The following is a 20,667-nucleotide window of genomic DNA, read 5'->3' as shown; positions in this document are numbered from 1 at the left end:
CCGCCGCGTCCGCCCCTCCCCGCCCCACCCCGCCCTCTTCTTTCGCCTTCCCCCGCCTTCCCTCGCTTTCCTTCCGTCTTTCTACCTCTTTCCCCGTTTTTCGCGTCCCCGCATGACCACGCCGCACCGTTGCCATAAACGGTTAAGGAAAGTTAATAAAAGTGGATATCAGAATCATTATCATTTGCGTCTGTTTCTAACCGAGCAGGTCCGCCCCCTTCATGCGTCTGAAAACCCTTGCCGTCGTCGCCGGCACTCTGCTTTCCACTGCGCCGCATCTTCGTGCCCAGCCGGTCGCTGCCGATACGTCCCTCTCCACCGTGGTGGTTACCGGCACCCGTTCGGAAAAGACGCTCGACGAGACGCCGATCCGTACCGAAGTGGTCGACCGCCAGGAAATCGAACGTACCCACGCCCGCACGCTCAAGGATGCGCTGGAGAACGTGCCCGGCCTGCAACTGCGCGAAATCCACGGCAAATCGGGGTACGAAGTCACGCTGCAGGGCATGACGGCGGATCAGGTGCTGATCCTGATCGATGGGCTGCCCATCACCGCCAGCACTGGTTCGACGGTAGACGTTTCGCAATACCTGCTCACCGAAGTCGATCACATCGAAGTGGTCAAGGGCGCCAGTTCGGCCCAGTACGGCAGCTCCGCCATGGGCGGCGTCATCAATGTGATCACGCGTCCCATCGAGAAGGGTTTCCGTGGTGCAGCCACGGCCGATGCAGGCACCTATGGCGGCCAGAACGCCGACGGCTCGCCCGGCGCGCTGCACGGAAACGTTCGGCTGGAAGGTGGCACGGAGCACTTCCGGGCGCGCGTCAGTGCCGATGCGCTCGATAACAAGGGTTTTGCCGTGGAGCCGGACAACTGGACGCGCCATGGCGACAAGGTGCGCCGCCAGCAGTATTCGGGCCGGCTCGAATGGCTGCCGACGAAGGCAGGCAAGTTCTGGTTCGATGCCAGTGCCTATCGCGAGACCGACGAGCAGCGCTACCAGTATTACGCGCCGCCGCAGTACGTGCCGCAGCGCAAGACCGAGGACATCGACCGCAATCGCTATACGTATGGCGGCCAGTGGGGCTTCGACAATGGCGTGCGTGCCCGGCTGGCCGGTGTGCACGAAACCTACGACAGCACGTCGCGCGAATACTCGAACGGCTTCCAGACTTCCACGCGCAACTCCGCGCAGCAGACCGATCACGTCTCCGCGCAGTTCGACATGCCGGCCTGGTATCGGCAACTGTGGCAGTTCGGCGGCGACTTCCATCGCGAGACGCTGAACCAGAACGTCAACGGTGCCTCCGAGCTTGCGGGCTCGGGCAACGCCGAACGCACAGCGGGCGAGTTGTACCTGCAGAACGACGTCATCTTCAACGAGACCTGGGAAATGGTGTTCGGCCTGCGCGGCCAGCACGATTCCGACTTCGGCAGCCACTTCGCGCCGAAGGTGGGCGTGCGTGCCAACCTGCTGGCCACCGAAACCTGGAAGGGTGTGCTGCGCGCCAACTACGGTCAGGGTTATCGCGTGCCGAACCTGAAGGAGCGCCACTACCTGTTCGACCATAGCTCGCTGGGCTATGTGGTGCTCGGCAACCCGAACCTGAAGCCCGAATCGTCGAACAGCTTCCAGCTGGGCGGCCAGTTGAGCTGGCGCGACCGCGTCACGCTCGATGCGAATCTGTTCTACAACCGCGTGACGGACCTGATCCAGACCGACATGACCAACTTCCAGATGGTCAACGGCATCGCGGTCTACACCTACCGCAACGTGGCGCGCGCCAAGACGCAAGGCGCGGAAACTTCGCTGCGCTGGCGCGCCACCAACACGCTGAACCTGACGGCCGCCTACACCTTCACGGACACGGAAGACCTCAATACCGGCACCGAGCTGACTCGCCGTCCGCGTCATATGGGCCGCGTGGGCGCTGACTGGCGCATCTTCCCGTCTACCGAACTGACCACGCGCGCGCGCTTCCAGAGCAGCGAACTGACCGACTCCGTGACGGGCGCTCGCTCGCCGGGCTGGGGCACGCTGGACCTGGTGCTGAACCAGAAGATCGGACGCAACGTCACGGGCTTCGTCGGCGTCAACAACCTCTTCAATCGTCAACGCGATTTTGCGAATGCCAGTGACTTCGGGCCCGTGGCGGGGCGCTTTATCTACCTGGGCGCACGGTTCAACTTCGACGTCGCTCGCTAACAAGAACTCAACGGGGAAGCACTCATGATGAAGAACGACACACTCTCCTTGCATCGCCGCACGCTGGGCGCAATTGGCGTGGCCGCGCTGGCGCTGACGCTCGCCGCCTGCGGCGGCGGTGGCGACGACAGCACCACCACGACGCCCAGCACCGGTGGCAACTCCAACACGGGCGGCGGCACGACCACGCCGCCGGCAGCCACCACGGCCTTCACGCAATCGGCCGAATGGAGTTTCGCCCTGCCGGCGGCTGGTGCATCGCTCTGCTACGACTTCAACGCAAAGGCCGAGACCGCGTGCTCGGGCACGGCGTGGGACCTGAAGGTCAAGACGGATACGGGTGGCCGTACGGCCAAGCTGTGGACGAACAGCGGCACCAGCGGCACCGGCAACGGCGGCGCGTTCGGCAGCCCGTTCGACCACACCTGGAGCAACCTGTCGGCCTGGAAAAACGCCACGACCGATCCGGTCAACGGCGCCCTGCCCGCAGCCGTGTTCCTGAAGGACTCGGCCAGCGGCGTGTTTGCCAGCACCAACGATATCGGCTCCGCCACGTTCGAATACGGCGTGACCGGCGCGGCGACGGACCACTCGCTGTATCCCACGTTCCGTACGTTCGTGATCACCACGAACAGCGCTGCGGCCGATGCCACGGGCGCTACGCCGTCCACCGTGTTCGCGCTCCAGGTCACCGGTTATTACGGTGGTGCAGGCGGCACGACGTCGGGCTATCCGAGCTTCCGCTTCGTGGATCGCAATGCGCCGGCTACCGTCTACACGGCACAGGTCAATGCCTCGACCGACTGGGTCTACTACGACCTCGTGAACCGCGTCACCACCACCTCGACGGGTACGTGGCATATCGCCTTCAACCGCTACAACGTGAAGCTGAACGGTGGCGAGTCGGGCACGGGCACGGTCGCGGGCTTCCTGGGCAAGACCCCGGCTGGTTTCTATGATTCTTCGAACAAGCCTGTGGCAGCGAAGTTCACCGACGTGAACAACCTGACCGCCACGCTGGCTGACCTGTCCGACCTGACGCTGGCCGTACCGGCTTCTGCCTCGGCATGGGTCAAGGATTCGACGGCTTCCGTGCTGAACCCGGCCTACACCGGCACGTATCCGAACCCGCTGAACTACGGCTGGTTCTCGTACTTCCCGACCGCTGCAGCCGCCGCCGCCAATGGTCTGCCGTCTGTCGCTCACCTGATCGCGGCCAATACCGATGCCGGCGGCCTGATCCGTGGCGGCGAAGGCACCACGTATGCGCGCTTCCACCTGACGAAGATCGCCTACGCAGACACGAACGTGAACAGCAGCCAGCAGACCTGGACCATCAATTTCGACGTCCAGCCCTGATTGAATGACTACAGTCCCCACAAACATGACACAACAGGATGTTGAAACGCTGCGCCAACGTCATGAGGCGTTGGTGGCAGCGGAGCCCAAGCTTCGCATCCGAGACCGCGCACAGCGGCTCGGTGTGACGGAGGCCGAACTGGTGGCCGCAGGTTGCGGCCTGGTATCGAAGCAACTCGGCGGCACGGCACAGGAGTTGTTCCGTGACCTCGGTACGCTGGGTGCCGTGATGGCACTGTCGCGCAACGACAATGCCGTGCATGAGCGCCACGGTGCGTACACGGGTATTGAAGCCGAAGGACCCATGGGCATCGTGCTGGGTCCGGATATCGACCTGCGCATGTTCTTTGGCAGTTGGCGGCATTTCTACGCCGTGACGGAGAGCGGCCGCGAGAGCATCCAGTTCTTCGACAAGGCCGGCGATGCGGTGCACAAGGTCTACAAGACCGATGCCACCGACGCTGCCGCATGGCAGGCGTACATCGACCGCCATGCGGTGGATGCGATCGCACCGGTCACAATCGAACCGGTCGTCGCAACCCAGGAAGCCGACGTGCCCGCCGATGGCGATGCATTCCGGACCCACTGGCGCGGCCTGAAAGACACGCACGATTTCTTCTCGATGCTGCGACAGTTCAAGGTGTCGCGTCTCGGCGCGCTGCGCACAGCGGGGCAGGATCTTGCACAACAGGTCAATGACGTGGCCGTGGAAACCGTGCTGCATCGCGCGGCGGAAACCGGCTTGCCGATCATGTGCTTCGTGGCCAATCGCGGCATCGTGCAGATCCACACGGGGCCGGTGAAGAAACTCGTGCGTACCGGCCCGTGGTTCAACGTGCTCGATCCGTCTTTCAACCTGCACCTCAATACCGAAGCCGTGGTGTCGAGCTGGGTAGTGAACAAGCCGACCGTCGATGGCTGGGTGACGTCGCTGGAGCTGTACGGCGCCAGTGGCGAGCTGATCGTGCAGTTCTTCGGCGAGCGCAAGCCTGGCAAGCCGGAACTGGGCGAGTGGCGCGCGCTGCTCCAGTCGCTGTGCCCGGTGGCACTGGCGGCCTGATGGCAGTGTGATGGCAACAAGGAACCAAGCGATGAAACTGCTGCGCCCTGCGCTGTTGTCCCTGCTGTGCGCGGCAGGTCTTGCCCAGGCCGCGCCGCCTGCCCGCGTTGTCGGGCTCGGTGGCGCGGTCACCGAAATCGTCTACGCGCTCGATGCAGGCAAGACGCTGGTCGGTGCCGATTCGTCGAGCATCTATCCGGCGTCTGCATTGAAGTTGCCGAAGGTAGGCTACTACCGATCGTTTTCGGTCGAAGGCATTGCGAGCCTCAAGCCCGATCTCGTGCTCGCCTCCAATCAGAGCGGCCCGCCGCAAGCACTGGAGCAAGTGCGCAAGCTTGGCAGCAAGGTCGTGACGCTGCCATCCGAGCCAACGATCGAGGCGCTCGATCAGCGGATCATCGGCACGGCCAACGCGCTGGAAATGCCGGAGCGCGGGCGCGCACTGGTCGACAAGCTGCACGCCGAACTGCGCGACATCAAGCCCGTCAGCGGCACGGTGCGCGTGCTGATGGTGAGCAGCCATACCGGCAAGATGCAGGCGGTGGGCGCCGATACGGCCGGCAATGCGATGCTCAAGCTCGCGGGCGCGACGAACGTGCTCGGCAACCAGACCGGCTTCAAGCCGTTCTCTGCCGAGGCAGCGGCGGCACTGAAGCCGGATGTCATTGTCACCACGACGATGTCGGTAGGCGCCAGCGGAAGCGCGGAAGCATTCCTCGCCCAGCCGGGCTTGAACGCCACGCCGGCTGCGCGAAACAAGCGCATCGTTGTGATGGATGACCTGCTGCTGCTTGGCTTTGGTCCCCGGTTGCCGGAAGCGCTGCGCCTGCTGCAAACGGGCCTGGTTTCAGCGCCAACTTCGCCGCCATCGGCTGCTCGCTGATGCGCGCGCACCGACTGGGCGTCTTCACCGCCCTCTGCGCCATGCTGGTGTTCACCGCCCTCTGGGCGGCCGCCAGCGGCGCGCTCTCCATTCCGCATGCCAAGCTGTTGCCGCTGCTGTGGTCATCGCCCACGGACGGGGATGACGCGATGTGGCGCAACGTGCTGATCGAAGTACGGTTGCCGCGCATCGTATTGGCCGTGACCGTGGGCGCCGCGCTGGCATTGTCGGGCGCGGTCATGCAGGCGCTGTTCCGCAATCCTCTGGCCGAACCGGGCTTGATCGGCATCTCGCTCGGCGGTGCGGCGGGTGCCGTGGCCGCGATCGTGCTCGGCGCCGAAGGGCTGGGCAGCATTGCACCGGCAGCGTTCCTGGGCAGTCTCATCGCCACCGCGTTTGCGTACCGGCTCGGTTCGCGGCGCGGCGGCGTGGCCAATCTGTTGCTGGCCGGCATCGCCATCAATGCGATCTGCGCGGCTATCGTCGGCTTCTTCACGTATCAGGCCAGCGACGTGCAACTGCGCAATCTCACGTTCTGGAACATGGGCAGCCTTGCTGGTGCTACGTGGCAGATGCTGGCGTGGCTCGTGCCGCTGGTGACCGTGCTCTGCGCTTTACTGCTGCGTGACTGGCGCGCGATGAATGCGCTGCTGCTTGGCGAGCGCGAAGCGCAACACCTCGGTTTCGATCTCAAGCGACTACGGCGCCGGTTGATTGTGCTGACCGCCCTGCTCGTCGGCCCCGTTGTCGCCGTGACCGGCACCATTTCGTTCGTTGGCCTCGTCGTGCCACACCTGATTCGCATGCCACTTGGTGCGGATCATCGTTGGCTGCTGCCAAATGCGATTGCTGGTGGCGCGATTGCCATGACACTCGCGGACTGGCTGTCGCGCACGGTCGTCATCCCCGCCGAACTTCCTATCGGCATCGTGACCAGCTTCGTGGGCGGGCCGTTCCTGCTGTGGATGCTGACGCGGAAAAAGACCTGACATGCTGCTCGCCAGAAATCTCCGTTGCACACGCGGTCGCCGCGAAGTGCTCAGTGGTATCGATCTCGAACTGCGCGCCGGGCAGGTGCTCGGTGTGCTCGGTGCGAACGGCGCGGGCAAGAGCACGCTGCTGGGCGTGCTTGCGGGCGAGATTCCTGCGCACGATGCCGCCATCACACTGAACGATCGTGCGCTCGGCAAATGGCCCGTGCAGGAACTCGCGCGCAGCCGCGCTGTACTGCCGCAATCGCCGGGACTTGGCTTCGACCTCGATGTCACCGAAGTGGTCACGATGGGTGCGTATCCATTCCCGGAACTCGACCTCACGGCACTGAACGCGCTCATACGCCGTGCACTCGCCCTGGCCGATGTGCCACACCTGGCCACGCGCGAATACCAGAGCCTGTCTGGCGGCGAGCAACAACGCGTGCAATTTGCCCGCACGCTGGTGCAGGTGCTGGCTTGCCGGGAATCGGATACCTATCGTGCGCTGCTGCTCGACGAACCGATCTCGAGCCTCGATCCGCGCCACCAGCTTCTGCTGCTCGACGCCGTGAAAACGCTGAGCCGCACCGATGGCCTGGCGGTGCTCGTTGTGCTGCACGACGTCAATCTTGCGGCGCGATGGTGCGATCAACTGCTGCTGCTCGCAGATGGGCGCACCGCCGCCTACGGCCCGCCCGCCGACGTATTGACCCCGGAGATTCTCGCCAAGGTCTACGGCATGCCGGCAAGCGTGTTGCCATCGCCGGTGCATGTGGGGGTGCCGCTGGTGGTGTTTGGGTAAATCGCCGGAAGTCAGACGCCGTTATATCCATATTGCAGATCAGTTGTTTGGCTGGAGCGGAAGGCGGGGTAACCTGCACGGCCTTTCTGTACGGTAGTCCACATGTCTTCCCGCTTTCTCCTGCGCAGCACCCTGCTCTCCGTGGCACTCGGCGTGACCGTTTCCGGCAACGCCCTCGCTGAAACCTATCCCAGCCGGCCCATTCGCCTCGTTGCGCCTTACCCACCCGGCGGCGCGACCGATGTACTGGCGCGTCTGCTGGGCAAGCAGCTTGGCGAACGGTTGGGCCAGCCGGTGGTGGTCGAAAACCGCGCGGGCGCCGGCACCGTGATTGGCGCCAGCTACGTGGCCAAGGCTGCGCCGGACGGCTACACATTGCTGCTGACTGCGGGCACCACGACCTTCACGATCAACCCGGCGTTGCAGCCGAACCTGCCCTACGATCCGATCCGCAGCTTCGAGCCCATCGGCTTTGCCACGCGGCTGCCGCTAGTGCTGGTGGCCAATCCCAAGGCTGGTATTCACAACTTGCGCGACCTCGTGGCCAAGGCCAAGGCGGAGCCGGGCAAGTACAGCTATGGCTCGTTCGGACAAGGCAGCACCGCACACTTTGCCGGCGAATTGCTGTGGAACAGCGCCGGTGTGAAACTGGTTCATGTCCCATACAAAGGCAGTGCACCAGCCATGAACGACCTGATCGGCGGCCAGATTCCGCTGGCCATCGACACGGTTACAGCCGTGGCACCGCAGATCAAGGCGGGGAAAATTCAGGCGCTGGCCGTGACCACGGCACGCCGTTCGGCCCAGTTGCCGGACGTGCCGACTGCTGCCGAGGCCGGCATCCAGGGCGTGGACATCGATGCATGGTCGATCCTCGCCGCCCCGCGCGGCCTGCCCGACGACGTGCGCCAGAAGCTGACCAAGGCGCTCGCCGATACGCTGGCGGACCCGGTCACGCGCAAGCTGCTGGTGGAAAGCGGCTTCGAGCCGCGCTATGGCACCCCTGCACAAGCGCAGGCGCAAATCGAATCGGAACTGCCGAAGAAGCGCGCCGTGGCGCAGCGGGCGGGAATCAAGGCGGAATAACGCCGTTCAGGCGCCGCCGCGCAGTACGTCGGCGGCCGCCTGCAGCGTGACCCGTGGGCCAAAGCTGATGATGCCGGCCAGTGTCTGGTTGTGGTGGCGCGCGATCTGCGCGGCGCTCAGTTCCCCGCTGGCTACGGTTGTGTGCCCATCGCTCACCAGCGTCACCGGATAACCCAGTGCCAGCGCACGGCGCGTGGTGGTATCCACGCAATACTGACTCTGCATGCCGCAGATGATCAGTTCCTTGACGCCATGCGTCTGCAATACCGCCGCGAGATCGGTGTTGTGGAATGAGTCCGGCGTGGTCTTGCGGACCTGCAGGTCCGAGGCATGTACATCCAGACCCGGAGCAAGCTGCCACCTCGGTGATCCGAACTTCAGGAAATCCGAAGCGGATTCGTGCTGGACAAAAATCACCGGCAAGCCCGCCTCTCGTACACGGCGAGCAATGCCGTTGATCCGCTCGACCATCCCTTCCCAGCCGACACCGGCGTACTCACCTTCACATAGTCCTTGCTGGACATCGATCACGATCAGGGCAGTTGTCATGGCGGTGGGGTTCGGAATTGGGCTGGCGAATGATGCCACACGTCAGGACCCGCCAGCCCTCACCCCCAGTCCCTCTCCCGCTTGCGGGCGAGGGGAGCAAGTCTGGGGCACGTTTGGAAGCCCACGTCCTGCGCTATGCGCTCCCCTCTCCCATGCAGTGGGAGAGGGGTTGGGGGTGAGGGCACGCGGTTCAATACTCGACCTGTCCGTGCTTCCGCTCCGCCATCAAAATCGCAGCGGCCATCACGCCGATGCCTGCAATCTGGAGGGTACTGAGACCACGTCCCAGCACGAGCCAGTCCATCAGCACTGCCGTGGCGGGATAGACGAACTGGAACACCGCGATGCGCGCGGTACGCAGCCTTGCCATGCCTGCATAGATCAAGGTATAGGCCAGCGCCGTGTGCACGAGTCCGATCCCTGCGAGCCATGCCCACGACGCGCCGAACGGCGGCCAGCCGTGCTGCAGCGGCCAGGCCAGCAGCACTGTCGTGCCAATCGCGCATTGCCACCATGCCAGCACGCCGGCGCGAAGATTTCCCAATCGGCGTGCAATCAACGTGGCGCCCGCCGTACACAGGGCGCCCAGCAGACAGGCACCTACACCGATCCAGTAGCCCGTGCCTCGCACACTCTCCGCCTGCTCCAGCAGTCCCGTTGCCAGCAATAGTCCGACCATCGCGACCATCACAAAGCCAAGGCGGGCACGGCCAACGGGTTCGCCCAGCCACAATCCGCCAAGCCCCAGCACGAACAGCGGCTGCACATGAAACAGCACCACGGCCATGCCTGCCGAGGTGCGCCCTATCGCGTCGAAGAACAGGCCCCAGCTTGCCACCATCAGCGAGGCGGCAATCAGCACCCACGGCGCGGTATCGCGTGTGAGCCAGACATGGCACATCTCGCGTCTGCACAGCAGCCACACCGAGAGGCCGACCCATCCAAAGGCGCAGCGCGACCATGCGGCCGTGAGCGGATGCGCGTTGGCCGCGAACACAAAGATGCCGATGGTGCCTAGCAATACGTTGCCGAGCAGGAATGGCAGCGCGCCGCTCCCACTGAGAATCGATCCCCTGCCCTGGTGTGCGGGCAAGCCGCCGTGAAGTGTCTGATCTGATTTCATGGCACCAGTCTGGGGCGCCGCATCGATCATGAAAAGCGCATAATGCGCGAGGTATGGTTTCGATAATCGAATGTATAGAGGCGGCGATGACAACACCCCGTGACCTGCAGATGGACTGGCTCAAATGCTTTGTGGCTGTGGTCGATGCCGGGTCGCTGGCGAGTGCCGCTGGGGAAATCCATCGCTCCCAGTCTGCCGTAAGCATGCAGATCAAGAAGCTGGAGGAAGCACTCGGGCAGCGCTTGCTGGAGCGTAGCGCGCGCAATCTGAGCCTGACGCCGGAAGGACAGACACTGCTGGGCTATGCACGGCGGATTCTGGATCTGCACACCGAGGCGCAAGGCGCGCTGACGGGCGAGGAACTGACCGGCCGCGTACGGCTAGGCGTACCGGATGACTACGCCGAGAAGTACCTCACGCCAGTGCTGAAGCGCTTCGCGCCCCGGCACAGCGGCGTGGAAATCGACCTGGTTTGCGAGCAATCCACGTCGCTGATTCCACGCGTGGCCAGCGGTGATCTCGACCTCGCGCTGATCTCACGCGATCATGCACGCCGGGGCACGCTGCTGTTTCATGAGCCGATGGTCTGGGTAGGCTCGCCCGAGTTCGAAACCTGGCGGCGCGATCCGCTGCCCATTGCCGTCTACGAGGATGCGAGCCTGGCGCGTCAGGTGGCCATCCATTCGCTGGCCCAGCAGGGGCGGCGTTACAAGGTGGTCTATCACAGCTCCAGTCTGGCCGGGCAGATCGCGGCCATCGAAAGCGGGTTGGCCGTAGCCGTGCTCACGCAGTGCAGCGCGCCGCCGCATCTGAAGATTCTCGGCAGCGAGCAGGGTCTCGGCCCATTGGGTCCGATGGAAGTGGCGGTGTACCGTAGCCGTGCGTCGCGTGGCGCCAAGGCGGTGGACGAACTTCAGGACTTGTTGACGCGTACGTTGCGGCTTGCCGCCTAGTTGCCGGGGCTGGCACGATGCCTGCTATCTCCAGCCCCTGCCTCTTACATCCAGCAATCAGGAATCATCGATGACGACCACTACGTTTCCCGCCCAGGGCCTCTCCCCCACGCCGGACCAGATCCGTCGCCACCTGCGCCGCACGCAAGCCGTAGCAGAACGCGCGATTGGGCTCGGCCATCATCCGTTCGGCGCCATCCTGGTTGGCCCCGATCAGGAAACCGTGTTGCTGGAGCAATGCAACATCGACACGGTCAATCATGCCGAATCCACATTGGCCCGCGTGGCCGCGACCAACTTCACGCCGGAGTACCTGTGGAGTTGTACGCTCTACACCAACGTTGAACCCTGCTGCATGTGCGCGGGCACCGCGTACTGGGCCAACATCGGCCGCGTAGTGTTCGGCATGACCGAGCACGCGCTGCTGCAGGCCACCGGCAGCCATACCGAAAATCCGACCATGAGCGTGCCGTCGCGCTATGTGTTCGACCATTGCCAGAAACCGGTGGAACTGATCGGGCCGGTGCCGGAGATGGAAGCCGAGATCGCTGCGTTGCAACAGCGATTCTGGGCCGGGCGTTAACACCCGGCCGCCTGCTGGCGCGCGGATCAATACCCCACGGCCTGCCCATCGCGTCGCGAATCCGACGCGGCTATGTAGCCGTCTTGCGCCTTGTAGATCAGTTGCGCCGAGCCGAATTCCAGGCTGTCGCGCGGCGCCACTTCCACGTGGTGACCACGTTCGCGCAGCACGGCCACCACATCGGCCGGCAGGTGGGCTTCCACGTTGACCACCGGGCCGTGTTCCACACGGAAGCGCGGTGCATCGCTCATCGCCTGGGGGTTCTGTCCGAAGGCGGCAAGGCGCGCCATCATCTGCACGTGCCCCTGCGCCTGCATCGAACCGCCCATCACGCCGAACGCCATGACCGGCGCGCCGTGACGCGTGACAAAGCCGGGGATGATCGTATGCATGGGCTGCTTGCCCGGCGCCACGCAGTTGGCGTGACCCGGCTTCAGGTTGAAGCCCTCGCCACGGTTGTGCAGGGAGATGCCAGTGCCGGGCACCACCACCCCGGAGCCAAAGCCACGGTAGTTCGACTGGATGAACGACACCATCGAACCTTGCGCATCCGCCGATGCCAGGTACACAGTGCCGCCGGTCTTCGGCATGCCCGCCGAGGGCTTGCCCGCGCGGCGCATGTCGATGGTTGCCGCGCGCTCGGCCAGATAGGCCGGGTCGAGGAAGGCGGCGGGCGGATGCTGCATCGTGGCGGGGTCCGATACGTGCCGGTGCAGGTCCGCGAAAGCCAGTTTCATGGCTTCAACACCAACGTGGTAGAAATCCGCGCTGTCCACGCCCATCGACTCGATATCGAAGCGGTCAAGAATGCCCAGTCCGATCAGCGCCGCAATGCCCTGCCCGTTCGGCGGAATCTCGTGCAGCGTGTAGCCACGGAAGTCCTGCGAGATCGGCTCTACCCACGTGGCTTCATGGGCGGCAAGGTCGTCGCCACGGATGGCGCCGCCGGTGGTCTCGGCAAACTCGACGATCTTCGCAGCCAGTTCGCCCTTGTAGAAGCTGGCTCCGTCGCTTTCGGCAATCTTGCGCAGCGTGGCGGCCTGTTCCGGAAAGCGCCAGCGCTCGCCAGCCTGCGGTGCACGGCCATCGCGCAGGAATGCCTGGGCAAAGCCCGGTTGCTCGCGCAGCACCGGCACCTGTGCCGCCCATTGGCGCGCGATCTGCGGTGAGACCAGGAAGCCGTGCTCCGCGTATTCGATAGCCGGCTCGAACAATTTGGCGAAAGGCAGCTTGCCGAAGCGCTTGGACAACGCCTTCCATCCCGCTACCTGACCCGGCACCGTCACGGTGTCCCACCCCACCGACGGCATCTTGTCGCGGCCCGCGAAATGATCGAGCGTCCATGCAGCGGGGGCGCGGCCACTCGAATTGATGCCATGCAGACGCCCCTCATGCCAGACCAGCGCAAACATGTCGCCGCCAATACCGTTCATGACTGGCTCCACTACCGTCAGCGTAATGGCGGTGGCAATGGCACTGTCGATGGCATTGCCACCGGCATACAGCATGCGCAGGCCCGCCTGGGCCGCCAGCGGCTGGCTGGTGCTTACCGCGTTGGCGGCCAGCAGCGGCATTTTCTGGGAGGGATAGGGGAAGGACCAGTCGAAAGGCAGCATGGGAATCTTGTTCGGTATGTCTGTAAGGATGGGAGCGTGGCGCTGCCTGAGCGCCACGGTAGATCGACGAACGCTTACTGTAGCGTGACGCCGGCCTGCTTCACGAGCTTCTCGGTGCGGGGAATCTCCGCGTTGACCATCGCCGTGAAATCGGCCACGCTGCCGCCGCGCGGCTCGGCGCCGGTGACGGCCAGCTTCTCACGGAAATCCGGTGTGGCCAGCAGTTTGTTGATCGACACGTTGAGCTTGGTGACCACCTCGGCCGGTGTGCCCTTGGGCGCGACGATGCCGTACCACGGCGCAATGTCGAAGCCTGCATAGCCCTGTTCGGCAATCGTGGGGATCTCGGGCGCTTGCGGCGAGCGCTTCGCAGTGGACATGCCGAGTGCGCGCAGCTTGCCCGACTTCACGAACGGCAAGCCCGTCATGATGGTGTCGAAGTACATCGACACCTGTCCCGCCAGCAGCGCGGGAATGGCCTCGCCTGCACCCTTGTATGGCACGTGGACAATATCGATGCCCGCCACGGCCTTCAGCATCTCGCCCGCGATGTGCGAGGTGGTGCCCGAGCCAAACGAGGCATACGTCAGCTTGCCGGGATTGGCCTTGGCATACGCCACCATCTCGGGCAGCGTGCGGAACGGCAGCGACGGATTCGACATCAGCAGATTCGGCGTGATGGCAACGACGGCCACTTTCTCGAACGCATCGGGGTCGTAGCTGAGCTTCTTGTAGAGGAAGCGGTTCGTCACCATCGATGCAGGACCGGACATCAGCAACGTATAGCCATCGCCGGGCGCGCGCGCCGCGGCTTCGCTACCGATCATCGCGGCAGCGCCCGGGCGGTTCTCGACCACGAAGGTCTGGCCGTATTCCTTGCCCAGTCCCACGCCAAGCTGACGGGTGATGAGATCGGTGGCGGAGCCTGCCTGGAATGGCACGACGATGCGGATGGGCTGGGTCGGCCAGTCGCGTGCGGCTTGTGCCGAGGCCAGCGATGGGACAGTCGATAAAGCCATCGACGATACTGCTAGCAGCGTGGTGGACAAGAACGTCCGGCGTGATGTGGAACGGTTGAAACGCATGTCTGTACCCTCTTTGAATCGAACAAGTGCCACGTGCCGGCGATCCGTTGCGTGGTGACCTGTCTTGCGCAAAATGCGTACCACTGAAAAATTGCCTGTGTCGGGATGCGTGTTTTCCGCACCCTTCCGGTGAGGGAAGTTTGCGGAAGGCGTGCACCGCGTTGAGGCTGCGGCATGCCACAAGATGTTGCGAGGCAAGGGTCAGGGCACCATGCAGGGGCGCCCTGAGCCATCCCATCCAACGCTATGCGGCCAGCGCCTGCGTCAGCACGGCCAGCGCTGCATCGAACTGATCCTGCGGAATCGTCAGCGGATAGAGGAAGCGGATCACGTTGCCGTACGTGCCGCACGTCAACAGCACCAGCCCTGCTTCGAGCGCGCGCTTCTGCACGCGCAACGCGGCCTCGGCGTTCGGGGCACCCGTTGCCGGATCGCAGAACTCGGCCGCTACCATCGAGCCCAGGCCGCGCACCTCGGCCAGCGCGGGGCACGTTGCGCGCTGCGCGTTCAGGTGCGCCTGCAACTGTTGCCCCAGTGCTGCGGCGCGTTCGCACAAGCGTTCCTCGGCAATCACGTCGATCACTGCATGCGCGGCCGCCACAGACAGCGGATTGCCGGCATAGGTGCCACCGAGTCCACCGGGCAGCGGCGCATCCATGATCTCGGCGCGGCCACTCACCGCCGACAGCGGCATGCCACCGCCGAGGCTCTTGGCCATCGTGATCAGGTCCGGCTGCACATCGAAATGCTCCATCGCGAACAGCTTGCCGGTGCGCCCGAACCCGGTCTGCACTTCATCGGCAATCAGCACGATGCCGTGACGGTCGCACACCGCACGCAGGCCGCGCATGAAATCGGCGGGTGCCGGTTGGAAGCCGCCCTCGCCCTGCACCGGCTCGATGATGATGGCCGCGACGCGATTCGGATCGATGTCGGTCTTGAACAGGCTCTCCAGTGCCTGCAACGCCTGGGCGGTGCTGACGCCATGCAGCGCGTTCGGGAACGGTGCGTGATAGATGTCCGACGGGAACGGGCCGAAGCCCACCTTGTACGGCGTCACCTTGCCGGTCAGCGCCATGCCCAGCAGCGTGCGACCGTGGAAGGCGCCCGAGAAGGCGATCACGCCAGCGCGACCGGTATAGGCGCGCGCAATCTTGACGGCGTTCTCCACCGCCTCGGCGCCCGTGGTGAACAGCGCGGTCTTGTTCGGTCCGCCGTTGGACCCGCCTATGGGGACGATTTCGTTCAACCGCTGGGCCAGCGTGATGTAGCCCGCGTAAGGCACCACCTGATAGGCGGTATGCGTGAATCGCTCCAGTTGCGCGGCAATCGCCTGCATCACGCGCGGATGGCGGTGACCGGTGTTCAGCACCGCGATACCGGCCGCAAAGTCGGTGAACTGGCGGCCTTCCACATCCCACAGCGTGGCGTTCTCGGCGCGGTCGGCATGGAAATCGCACATCACGCCCACGCCACGCGGCGTGTGCTGGGCTCGGGACTGGTTCAGTTCTTGATTCTTCATGATGGGGGCAGGATCGAAGGGGATCGACGGGATCGACGGGATCGAAAAAGGAACGGCCCCATTGCAATCTGTTTTGGCCCTACAATCTAGCGCCACTTTCACAAATCAGATGGTGCCAATTGAAATCGATCTGCGGTGACCTGCTGCTTCAGCGGCTCGGCCCCGATGGGACGGCGGCGCTGGCCCGCCCGCTCAATCGCGGGCTCTATGCGTGCATCCGAGGCGCGATCCTCGACGGCGCGCTGGCCAGCGGCACCCGCCTGCCGCCGCAACGCGATCTCGCTGCCGAACTGGGCTTGTCCCGCAATACAGTGATGTACGCGTACGAGCAACTGCTGGCGGAGGGATATCTGCGCGCCCGCACCGGCAGCGGCACCTTCGTGGCCGACACCGCGCCGGAACGCTTTCTGAATGCGACCGCTGCCGAATTGCCTGCGCAGGCCGCGCCCGAGATGCCGGGCCTGTCGCCACGGGGGCAACGTCTGCTGTCGAGTGCATCGGCCTCGCCCGTGCAATGGGGCGCCTTCATGCCGGGCGTGCCGGACCTGCGCCGCTTTCCGCATCGGCGCTATGCGCAGATCGCCGCGCGGCTCTGGCGGCAGCCGCAGCCGGAGTGGCTCAGTTACAGCCACGGCGGCGGCCTGCCCGCATTGCGCGAAGCGGTGGCGGCCCATCTGCGCGTGGCCCGCTCCACCCGTTGCGACGCGGACCAGATACTGATCACGGAAGGTATCCACCAGGCCATCGACCTCGTGGCGCGCATGCTGGGTTCGCCGGGGGATCAGGCGTGGGTGGAAGAGCCCGGCTACTGGGGCATCCGGGGCGTGCTGCAACTGAGCGATATCGGCATGACACCCATGCCCGTGGATGCAGAAGGCATGACGCTGCCTGCCTTCGACGATTCCGATGCGTCCCCCACGCCGCCGCCCCGCTTCATATTCGTCACGCCCTCGCACCAATATCCGCTTGGCGCGGTGATGAGCCTGCGGCGGCGCCGCGCGCTGCTGGAAGTGGCGCGCCGCCATGGCAGCTGGATCGTCGAGGACGACTACGACAGCGAGTTCCGCTATGCGGGTCAGCCGATCCCATCGCTGCAAGGCATGGAGCCCGATGCGCCGGTGATCTATATCGGCACATTCAGCAAGACGCTCTATCCCGGCCTGCGCATGGGTTACATCGTCTTGCCGAAGGCCCTGGCCGCTGCCATGAAGACCGCCCACGCCGATCTCTATCGCGCGGGGCACCTGATTACGCAGGCCACGGTGGCCGAGTTCATCCAGGCCGGCGACTACGCCGCGCACATCCGCCGGATGCGGCCGCTCTATGCCCGCCGGCGTGCCGTGCTGTCCGGCCTGATCGAACGTTACCTTGGCCCCGACGCCCTGCACGAGCATGCCAGCAACGCCGGCCTGCACCTCGTGCTGCGCCTGCCGGACCACGTGGACGATGTGGCGCTGGCCAATCTCGCCCGGGATCGCGGCATTCTCGTACGGCCACTGTCACGGTACTTCTCCGGCGCAGCCGTGCAGCGTGGCCTGCTGCTCGGCTACGCCTGCGTGCCCGAGGAAGAGATCGGCCCGGCCTTCGACGTATTGCTGGGTTGCGTGCTGCCCATGCTGGAAAACGCCAGCCGCAAACGGGCCTGACTCGCCCAAGACGCCCCCTCCTCCTCAAGCCGGTGCGCCGTGAATCGCCACGGTGCACGCCGCGCCCAACCATCGCGCATCGCCCGCTTCAACACCCATCCCACACCCCTTTCAATCAGGGATTCCACTGGCATTGCTCTTGCTAGATCTTTCCCGGAAGATATCCTAAATATATTTACAGGATATTTAAGACGCATTCCCCTGTGTTCCCAACCGAGGAGTTTTCATGAGCAATCCCCGCTGGACCGGCATCTTCCCGGCCGTCACCACCAAGTTCCACGCCGACGAACGCATCGATGCCGAAGGCACGATCCACCATATCGACTTCCAGATCCGCAATGGCATCCATGGTCTGGTCACGTGCGGATCGCTGGGTGAAGCCAGCACGTTGTCGCTCGAAGAGAAGCTCGACGTGGCGCGCATTGCGCTGGAAGCCGCAGACGGCCGCATTCCTGTGCTGGCCAACGTATCGGAGACCAGCACGCGCGACGCGCTGCGCTATATCGATGGCGCCAACAAGCTCGGCGTGGCCGGCTTCATGCTGATGCCCTCGGTGATCTACGTGGCCGATGCCCGTGAAGCCATGCAGAACGTGCGCACCATGGCCGAGGCCGCGCAGAAGTCGGTGATGGTCTACAACAACCCGGTTGCCTACCGCGTGGACCTGAAGCCCGAGCACATGGCCGAGCTGGCCGATTGCAAGTGGATCGCCGCCGTGAAGGAAAGCACCGGCGACATCCGCCGCGTGACGGACCTGCGCAATACCGTGGGTGACCGCTACCAGATCTTCATGGGCGTGGACGACCTGGCCTACGAAGGGCTCGCACTCGGTTGCGACGGCCTGCTGGCCGGCGTGGGCTGCGCGTTCCCGCGCGAGACCGTGGCGCTCTTCGATCTGATGAAGGCCGGCAAGTTTGCGGAGGCGCTCAAGCTCTACCAGTGGATGACGCCAATGCTCCACCTCGACGTTTCCAACAAGCTCGTGCAAAACCTGAAGCTGATCGACGTGCTCGTCGGCGTCGGCTCCGAGCATATGCGCCGCCCCCGCCTGCCGCTGATCGGAGAAGAACGGGCCTTTGTCGAGCGCGTGGTGCGCCAGGCGCTGGAAACGCGTCCCACGCAGTACCAGTCGGTGGCCTGAGGCTTCCTCCTGTCCGGTAGTGGATGCCAGCCACTGGCATCCAACTTGCTGCATCCGCTGCAAATATATTTGAAATATCCGCCCGCGCCCCGCGGCTGCGCATCATGCACCAGCGCGCGGCGACGGCGGAACGCAGGACCCCTCGACATGGAGCCTTCCGCAATGCCCGACCCCTCCCTCACAGCGGACGTCGATGCCCCCGTCAGCGCGCCCGTGGCCCGACCCGTACGCTGGGTGCTTGCGCTGTCCGACGCGGTGCTCGCCACCGAGCGCTATCTGCTCGGCGGCCTCATGACGCTGCTCGTGGTGCTGATTCTGCTCAACGTGGTGACACGCTATGCGGGACTGCCGCTGTACTGGGTGGACGAGGCGTCGGTCTATGCCGTGGTGTGGCTCACGTTCGTGGGCGCATCGGTCATGACGCGACTGCGGCTGGACTTTGCGGTGGGTCTGCTGACCGATCACTTCGGCCCGAAAGCGGCCAAGGTTGCCAAGGTGGTGTCCACGGGCGGCGTGCTCGTGTTCGGCCTCGCGCTGGTGTGGATGTGCTGGCTCTGGATGGACCCAGTCGGCATCGTCAGCTACCACTTCGACGCGAAGGAATTCGCCGCCGAGACGTTCAACTTCCTCTACACCGAACACACGCAGACGCTGGAATGGCCGATGTGGGTGCTGCAACTGATCATGCCGCTGTGCGCCATCACCATCAGCCTGCATGCACTGGCCAATCTGCTGGAAGACCTGGAGCTGGCGCCGCGCCGCACGTTCCCCGAATTCCAGGTAGGCAACTCCGAATCGGTGAACTGACATGGTGACCACCCTATTCTTCTGCGCCGTGCTGCTGGCCGGCGTGCCCATCGGCATCTGCCTGTGCCTGTCCGGACTCGCGTTCATCTTCGCCACGGGCGATACCGTGCTGTTGCAATCGTTCCCCACGCAGATGTTTGCGGGCGTTGACAGCTACGGCCTGATCGCCATCCCGTTGTTCATCCTGATCGGGGAGATCATGAACAGTGGCGGCATCACGCGCCGGCTTGTCGATCTGTCGATGGCGTTCGTCGGCTCGGTCAAGGGCGGGCTGGCCTACGTGAACATCCTGGCCAACATGCTGGTGTCATCGATCATCGGCTCGGCCACGGCACAGGTGGCGATCATGGCGCAGGTCATGGTGCCCGAGATGGAAAAACAGGGCTACGACAAAACGTTTGCAGCCGGCCTCACCGTCTACGGCGGCATGCTGGGGCCCATCATTCCGCCCTCGGTGATGTTCGTGGTCTACAGCGTGCTGGCGCAGGTAGCCGTCGGCGACATGCTGATCGCGGGCATCCTGCCCGGCGTGCTGCTCACGCTGCTGTTCTTCGTGATCATCGCGATCATGGGGTTCTTCTACAACTACCCGCGCAGCGCCCGCAAGACCTTGCGCGAGCGCGCGATGACGGTGCTGACGGCCAGCCCCACGCTGCTGATTCCGATCGTGATCGTCGGCTCGATTCTCGGCGGCGTGGCCAATCCCACCGAAGCCGCTGCCGTGGGTGCAGTGGCCGCAGCACTCGTGGGCCGCTACGTGACCAAGGAATTCGATCTCCGCACGATGCCGGCCATCCTGCTGCGCTCGGCGATCTACTCCGCCATCGTGCTGTTCCTGGTGGCCGCTGCTGCCGTATTCTCGTGGCTGCTGATCTACGGAAAGATTCCGCAGATGGTGGCAACGTGGATCCAGACGGTGGCGCACAACCCCATCCAGTTCCTGCTGCTGGCCAACGTCATTCTGCTGATCATCGGCACGGTAATCGACGGCATCCCGGGCCTGATCATGACGGTGCCCATCCTGCTGCCGGTGGCCACCGAGGTCTATCACATCGATCCGCGACATTTCGGGGTGGTGATCGTTATCAACCTTGTGCTCGGGCTGATGTCGCCGCCCGTGGGACTCAGTTTCTTCGTCGCCTCGGCAGTCACCGGCGCCAAGCCCGGCAAGATGTTCATGATCACGTTGCCGTTCTTCCTGATCTCGTGCGTCGGCCTGGTACTGCTTTCGCTGTTCCCCAGCCTTTCCATCGGACTGCTGAACTGAGTCC

Annotated in this window: 18 protein-coding genes; 13 read left to right on the top strand and 5 right to left on the bottom strand. The window is 64.5% G+C overall.

Going from position 1 to position 20,667, the window contains the following annotated elements:
- The first annotated feature begins 221 nt into the window (after positions 1-221).
- From ABDB81_RS07325 to ABDB81_RS07295, 7 genes are all read left to right on the top strand, one after another.
- Positions 222-2,207: a TonB-dependent receptor gene (locus ABDB81_RS07325; protein ID WP_137928031.1), complete on the top strand. Its 1,986-nt coding sequence runs from the start codon at positions 222-224 to the stop codon at positions 2,205-2,207.
- A gap of 24 nt (positions 2,208-2,231) precedes the next feature.
- Complete coding sequence (locus tag ABDB81_RS07320; RefSeq protein ID WP_346810514.1) at positions 2,232-3,566, top strand: HmuY family protein; 1,335 nt, start codon at positions 2,232-2,234, stop codon at positions 3,564-3,566.
- A gap of 25 nt (positions 3,567-3,591) precedes the next feature.
- Entirely contained in the window at positions 3,592-4,626 is a 1,035-nt protein-coding gene (locus ABDB81_RS07315) for a ChuX/HutX family heme-like substrate-binding protein (RefSeq protein WP_346810513.1), read from the top strand.
- A gap of 31 nt (positions 4,627-4,657) precedes the next feature.
- On the top strand, positions 4,658-5,509 hold the full coding sequence (locus ABDB81_RS07310) for a hemin ABC transporter substrate-binding protein (protein ID WP_346810512.1): 852 nt from the start codon (positions 4,658-4,660) through the stop codon (positions 5,507-5,509).
- Positions 5,509-6,498: an iron ABC transporter permease gene (locus ABDB81_RS07305; RefSeq protein ID WP_346810511.1), complete on the top strand. Its 990-nt coding sequence runs from the start codon at positions 5,509-5,511 to the stop codon at positions 6,496-6,498. The genes ABDB81_RS07310 and ABDB81_RS07305 overlap by 1 nt, the downstream gene beginning before the upstream one ends.
- 1 nt (position 6,499) lies before the next feature.
- Entirely contained in the window at positions 6,500-7,285 is a 786-nt protein-coding gene (locus ABDB81_RS07300) for a heme ABC transporter ATP-binding protein (protein WP_346810510.1), read from the top strand.
- Positions 7,286-7,387: 102 nt separating this feature from the next.
- Complete coding sequence (locus tag ABDB81_RS07295; protein WP_346810509.1) at positions 7,388-8,371, top strand: tripartite tricarboxylate transporter substrate binding protein; 984 nt, start codon at positions 7,388-7,390, stop codon at positions 8,369-8,371.
- 6 nt (positions 8,372-8,377) lie between these two features.
- Here ABDB81_RS07295 and ABDB81_RS07290 read toward each other — a convergent pair whose 3' ends face one another.
- Together ABDB81_RS07290 and ABDB81_RS07285 are read right to left on the bottom strand one after the other, a co-directional pair.
- Complete coding sequence (locus ABDB81_RS07290) at positions 8,378-8,920, bottom strand: cysteine hydrolase family protein (protein WP_160473698.1); 543 nt, start codon at positions 8,918-8,920, stop codon at positions 8,378-8,380.
- Between the two features lie 190 nt (positions 8,921-9,110).
- Entirely contained in the window at positions 9,111-10,043 is a 933-nt protein-coding gene (locus tag ABDB81_RS07285) for a DMT family transporter (RefSeq protein ID WP_346810508.1), read from the bottom strand.
- An 86-nt stretch (positions 10,044-10,129) separates the two neighbouring features.
- Here ABDB81_RS07285 and ABDB81_RS07280 point away from each other — a divergent pair, with 86 nt between their 5' ends.
- Both ABDB81_RS07280 and ABDB81_RS07275 read left to right on the top strand, forming a co-directional pair.
- On the top strand, positions 10,130-10,996 hold the full coding sequence (locus ABDB81_RS07280; RefSeq protein ID WP_346810507.1) for a LysR substrate-binding domain-containing protein: 867 nt from the start codon (positions 10,130-10,132) through the stop codon (positions 10,994-10,996).
- A 70-nt stretch (positions 10,997-11,066) separates the two neighbouring features.
- A complete protein-coding gene (locus ABDB81_RS07275; RefSeq protein WP_137928040.1) occupies positions 11,067-11,579 on the top strand; it encodes a nucleoside deaminase in 513 nt (170 codons plus the stop codon).
- Positions 11,580-11,605: 26 nt separating this feature from the next.
- On the opposite strand, the gene ABDB81_RS07270 is transcribed toward ABDB81_RS07275, so the two are convergent.
- From ABDB81_RS07270 to ABDB81_RS07260, 3 genes are all read right to left on the bottom strand, one after another.
- Entirely contained in the window at positions 11,606-13,195 is a 1,590-nt protein-coding gene (locus tag ABDB81_RS07270) for a gamma-glutamyltransferase family protein (RefSeq protein ID WP_160473695.1), read from the bottom strand.
- 74 nt (positions 13,196-13,269) lie between these two features.
- Positions 13,270-14,214 (bottom strand): tripartite tricarboxylate transporter substrate binding protein, encoded by a 945-nt coding sequence (locus tag ABDB81_RS07265; protein WP_237380479.1) that lies wholly within the window; start codon positions 14,212-14,214, stop codon positions 13,270-13,272.
- A gap of 310 nt (positions 14,215-14,524) precedes the next feature.
- Complete coding sequence (locus ABDB81_RS07260; RefSeq protein ID WP_346810506.1) at positions 14,525-15,802, bottom strand: 4-aminobutyrate--2-oxoglutarate transaminase; 1,278 nt, start codon at positions 15,800-15,802, stop codon at positions 14,525-14,527.
- 119 nt (positions 15,803-15,921) lie between these two features.
- Here ABDB81_RS07260 and ABDB81_RS07255 point away from each other — a divergent pair, with 119 nt between their 5' ends.
- From ABDB81_RS07255 to ABDB81_RS07240, 4 genes are all read left to right on the top strand, one after another.
- Positions 15,922-17,448: a PLP-dependent aminotransferase family protein gene (locus ABDB81_RS07255; RefSeq protein ID WP_346810505.1), complete on the top strand. Its 1,527-nt coding sequence runs from the start codon at positions 15,922-15,924 to the stop codon at positions 17,446-17,448.
- 226 nt (positions 17,449-17,674) lie between these two features.
- Positions 17,675-18,589 carry a dihydrodipicolinate synthase family protein gene (locus tag ABDB81_RS07250; RefSeq protein ID WP_346810504.1) on the top strand — a complete coding sequence of 305 codons (915 nt, stop codon included), beginning with the start codon at positions 17,675-17,677 and terminating at the stop codon, positions 18,587-18,589.
- 162 nt (positions 18,590-18,751) lie between these two features.
- Positions 18,752-19,396 (top strand): TRAP transporter small permease subunit, encoded by a 645-nt coding sequence (locus tag ABDB81_RS07245; RefSeq protein ID WP_137928046.1) that lies wholly within the window; start codon positions 18,752-18,754, stop codon positions 19,394-19,396.
- Between the two features lies 1 nt (position 19,397).
- A complete protein-coding gene (locus ABDB81_RS07240; protein ID WP_160473691.1) occupies positions 19,398-20,663 on the top strand; it encodes a TRAP transporter large permease in 1,266 nt (421 codons plus the stop codon).
- Positions 20,664-20,667: the final 4 nt, after the last annotated feature.

It is taken from the genome of Cupriavidus sp. DL-D2 (assembly GCF_039710735.1).
In the GTDB taxonomy this organism is placed as follows: domain Bacteria; phylum Pseudomonadota; class Gammaproteobacteria; order Burkholderiales; family Burkholderiaceae; genus Cupriavidus.
Note: the sequence above shows the minus strand (reverse complement) of the source record. Positions and strands in the feature narration are given on the sequence as shown.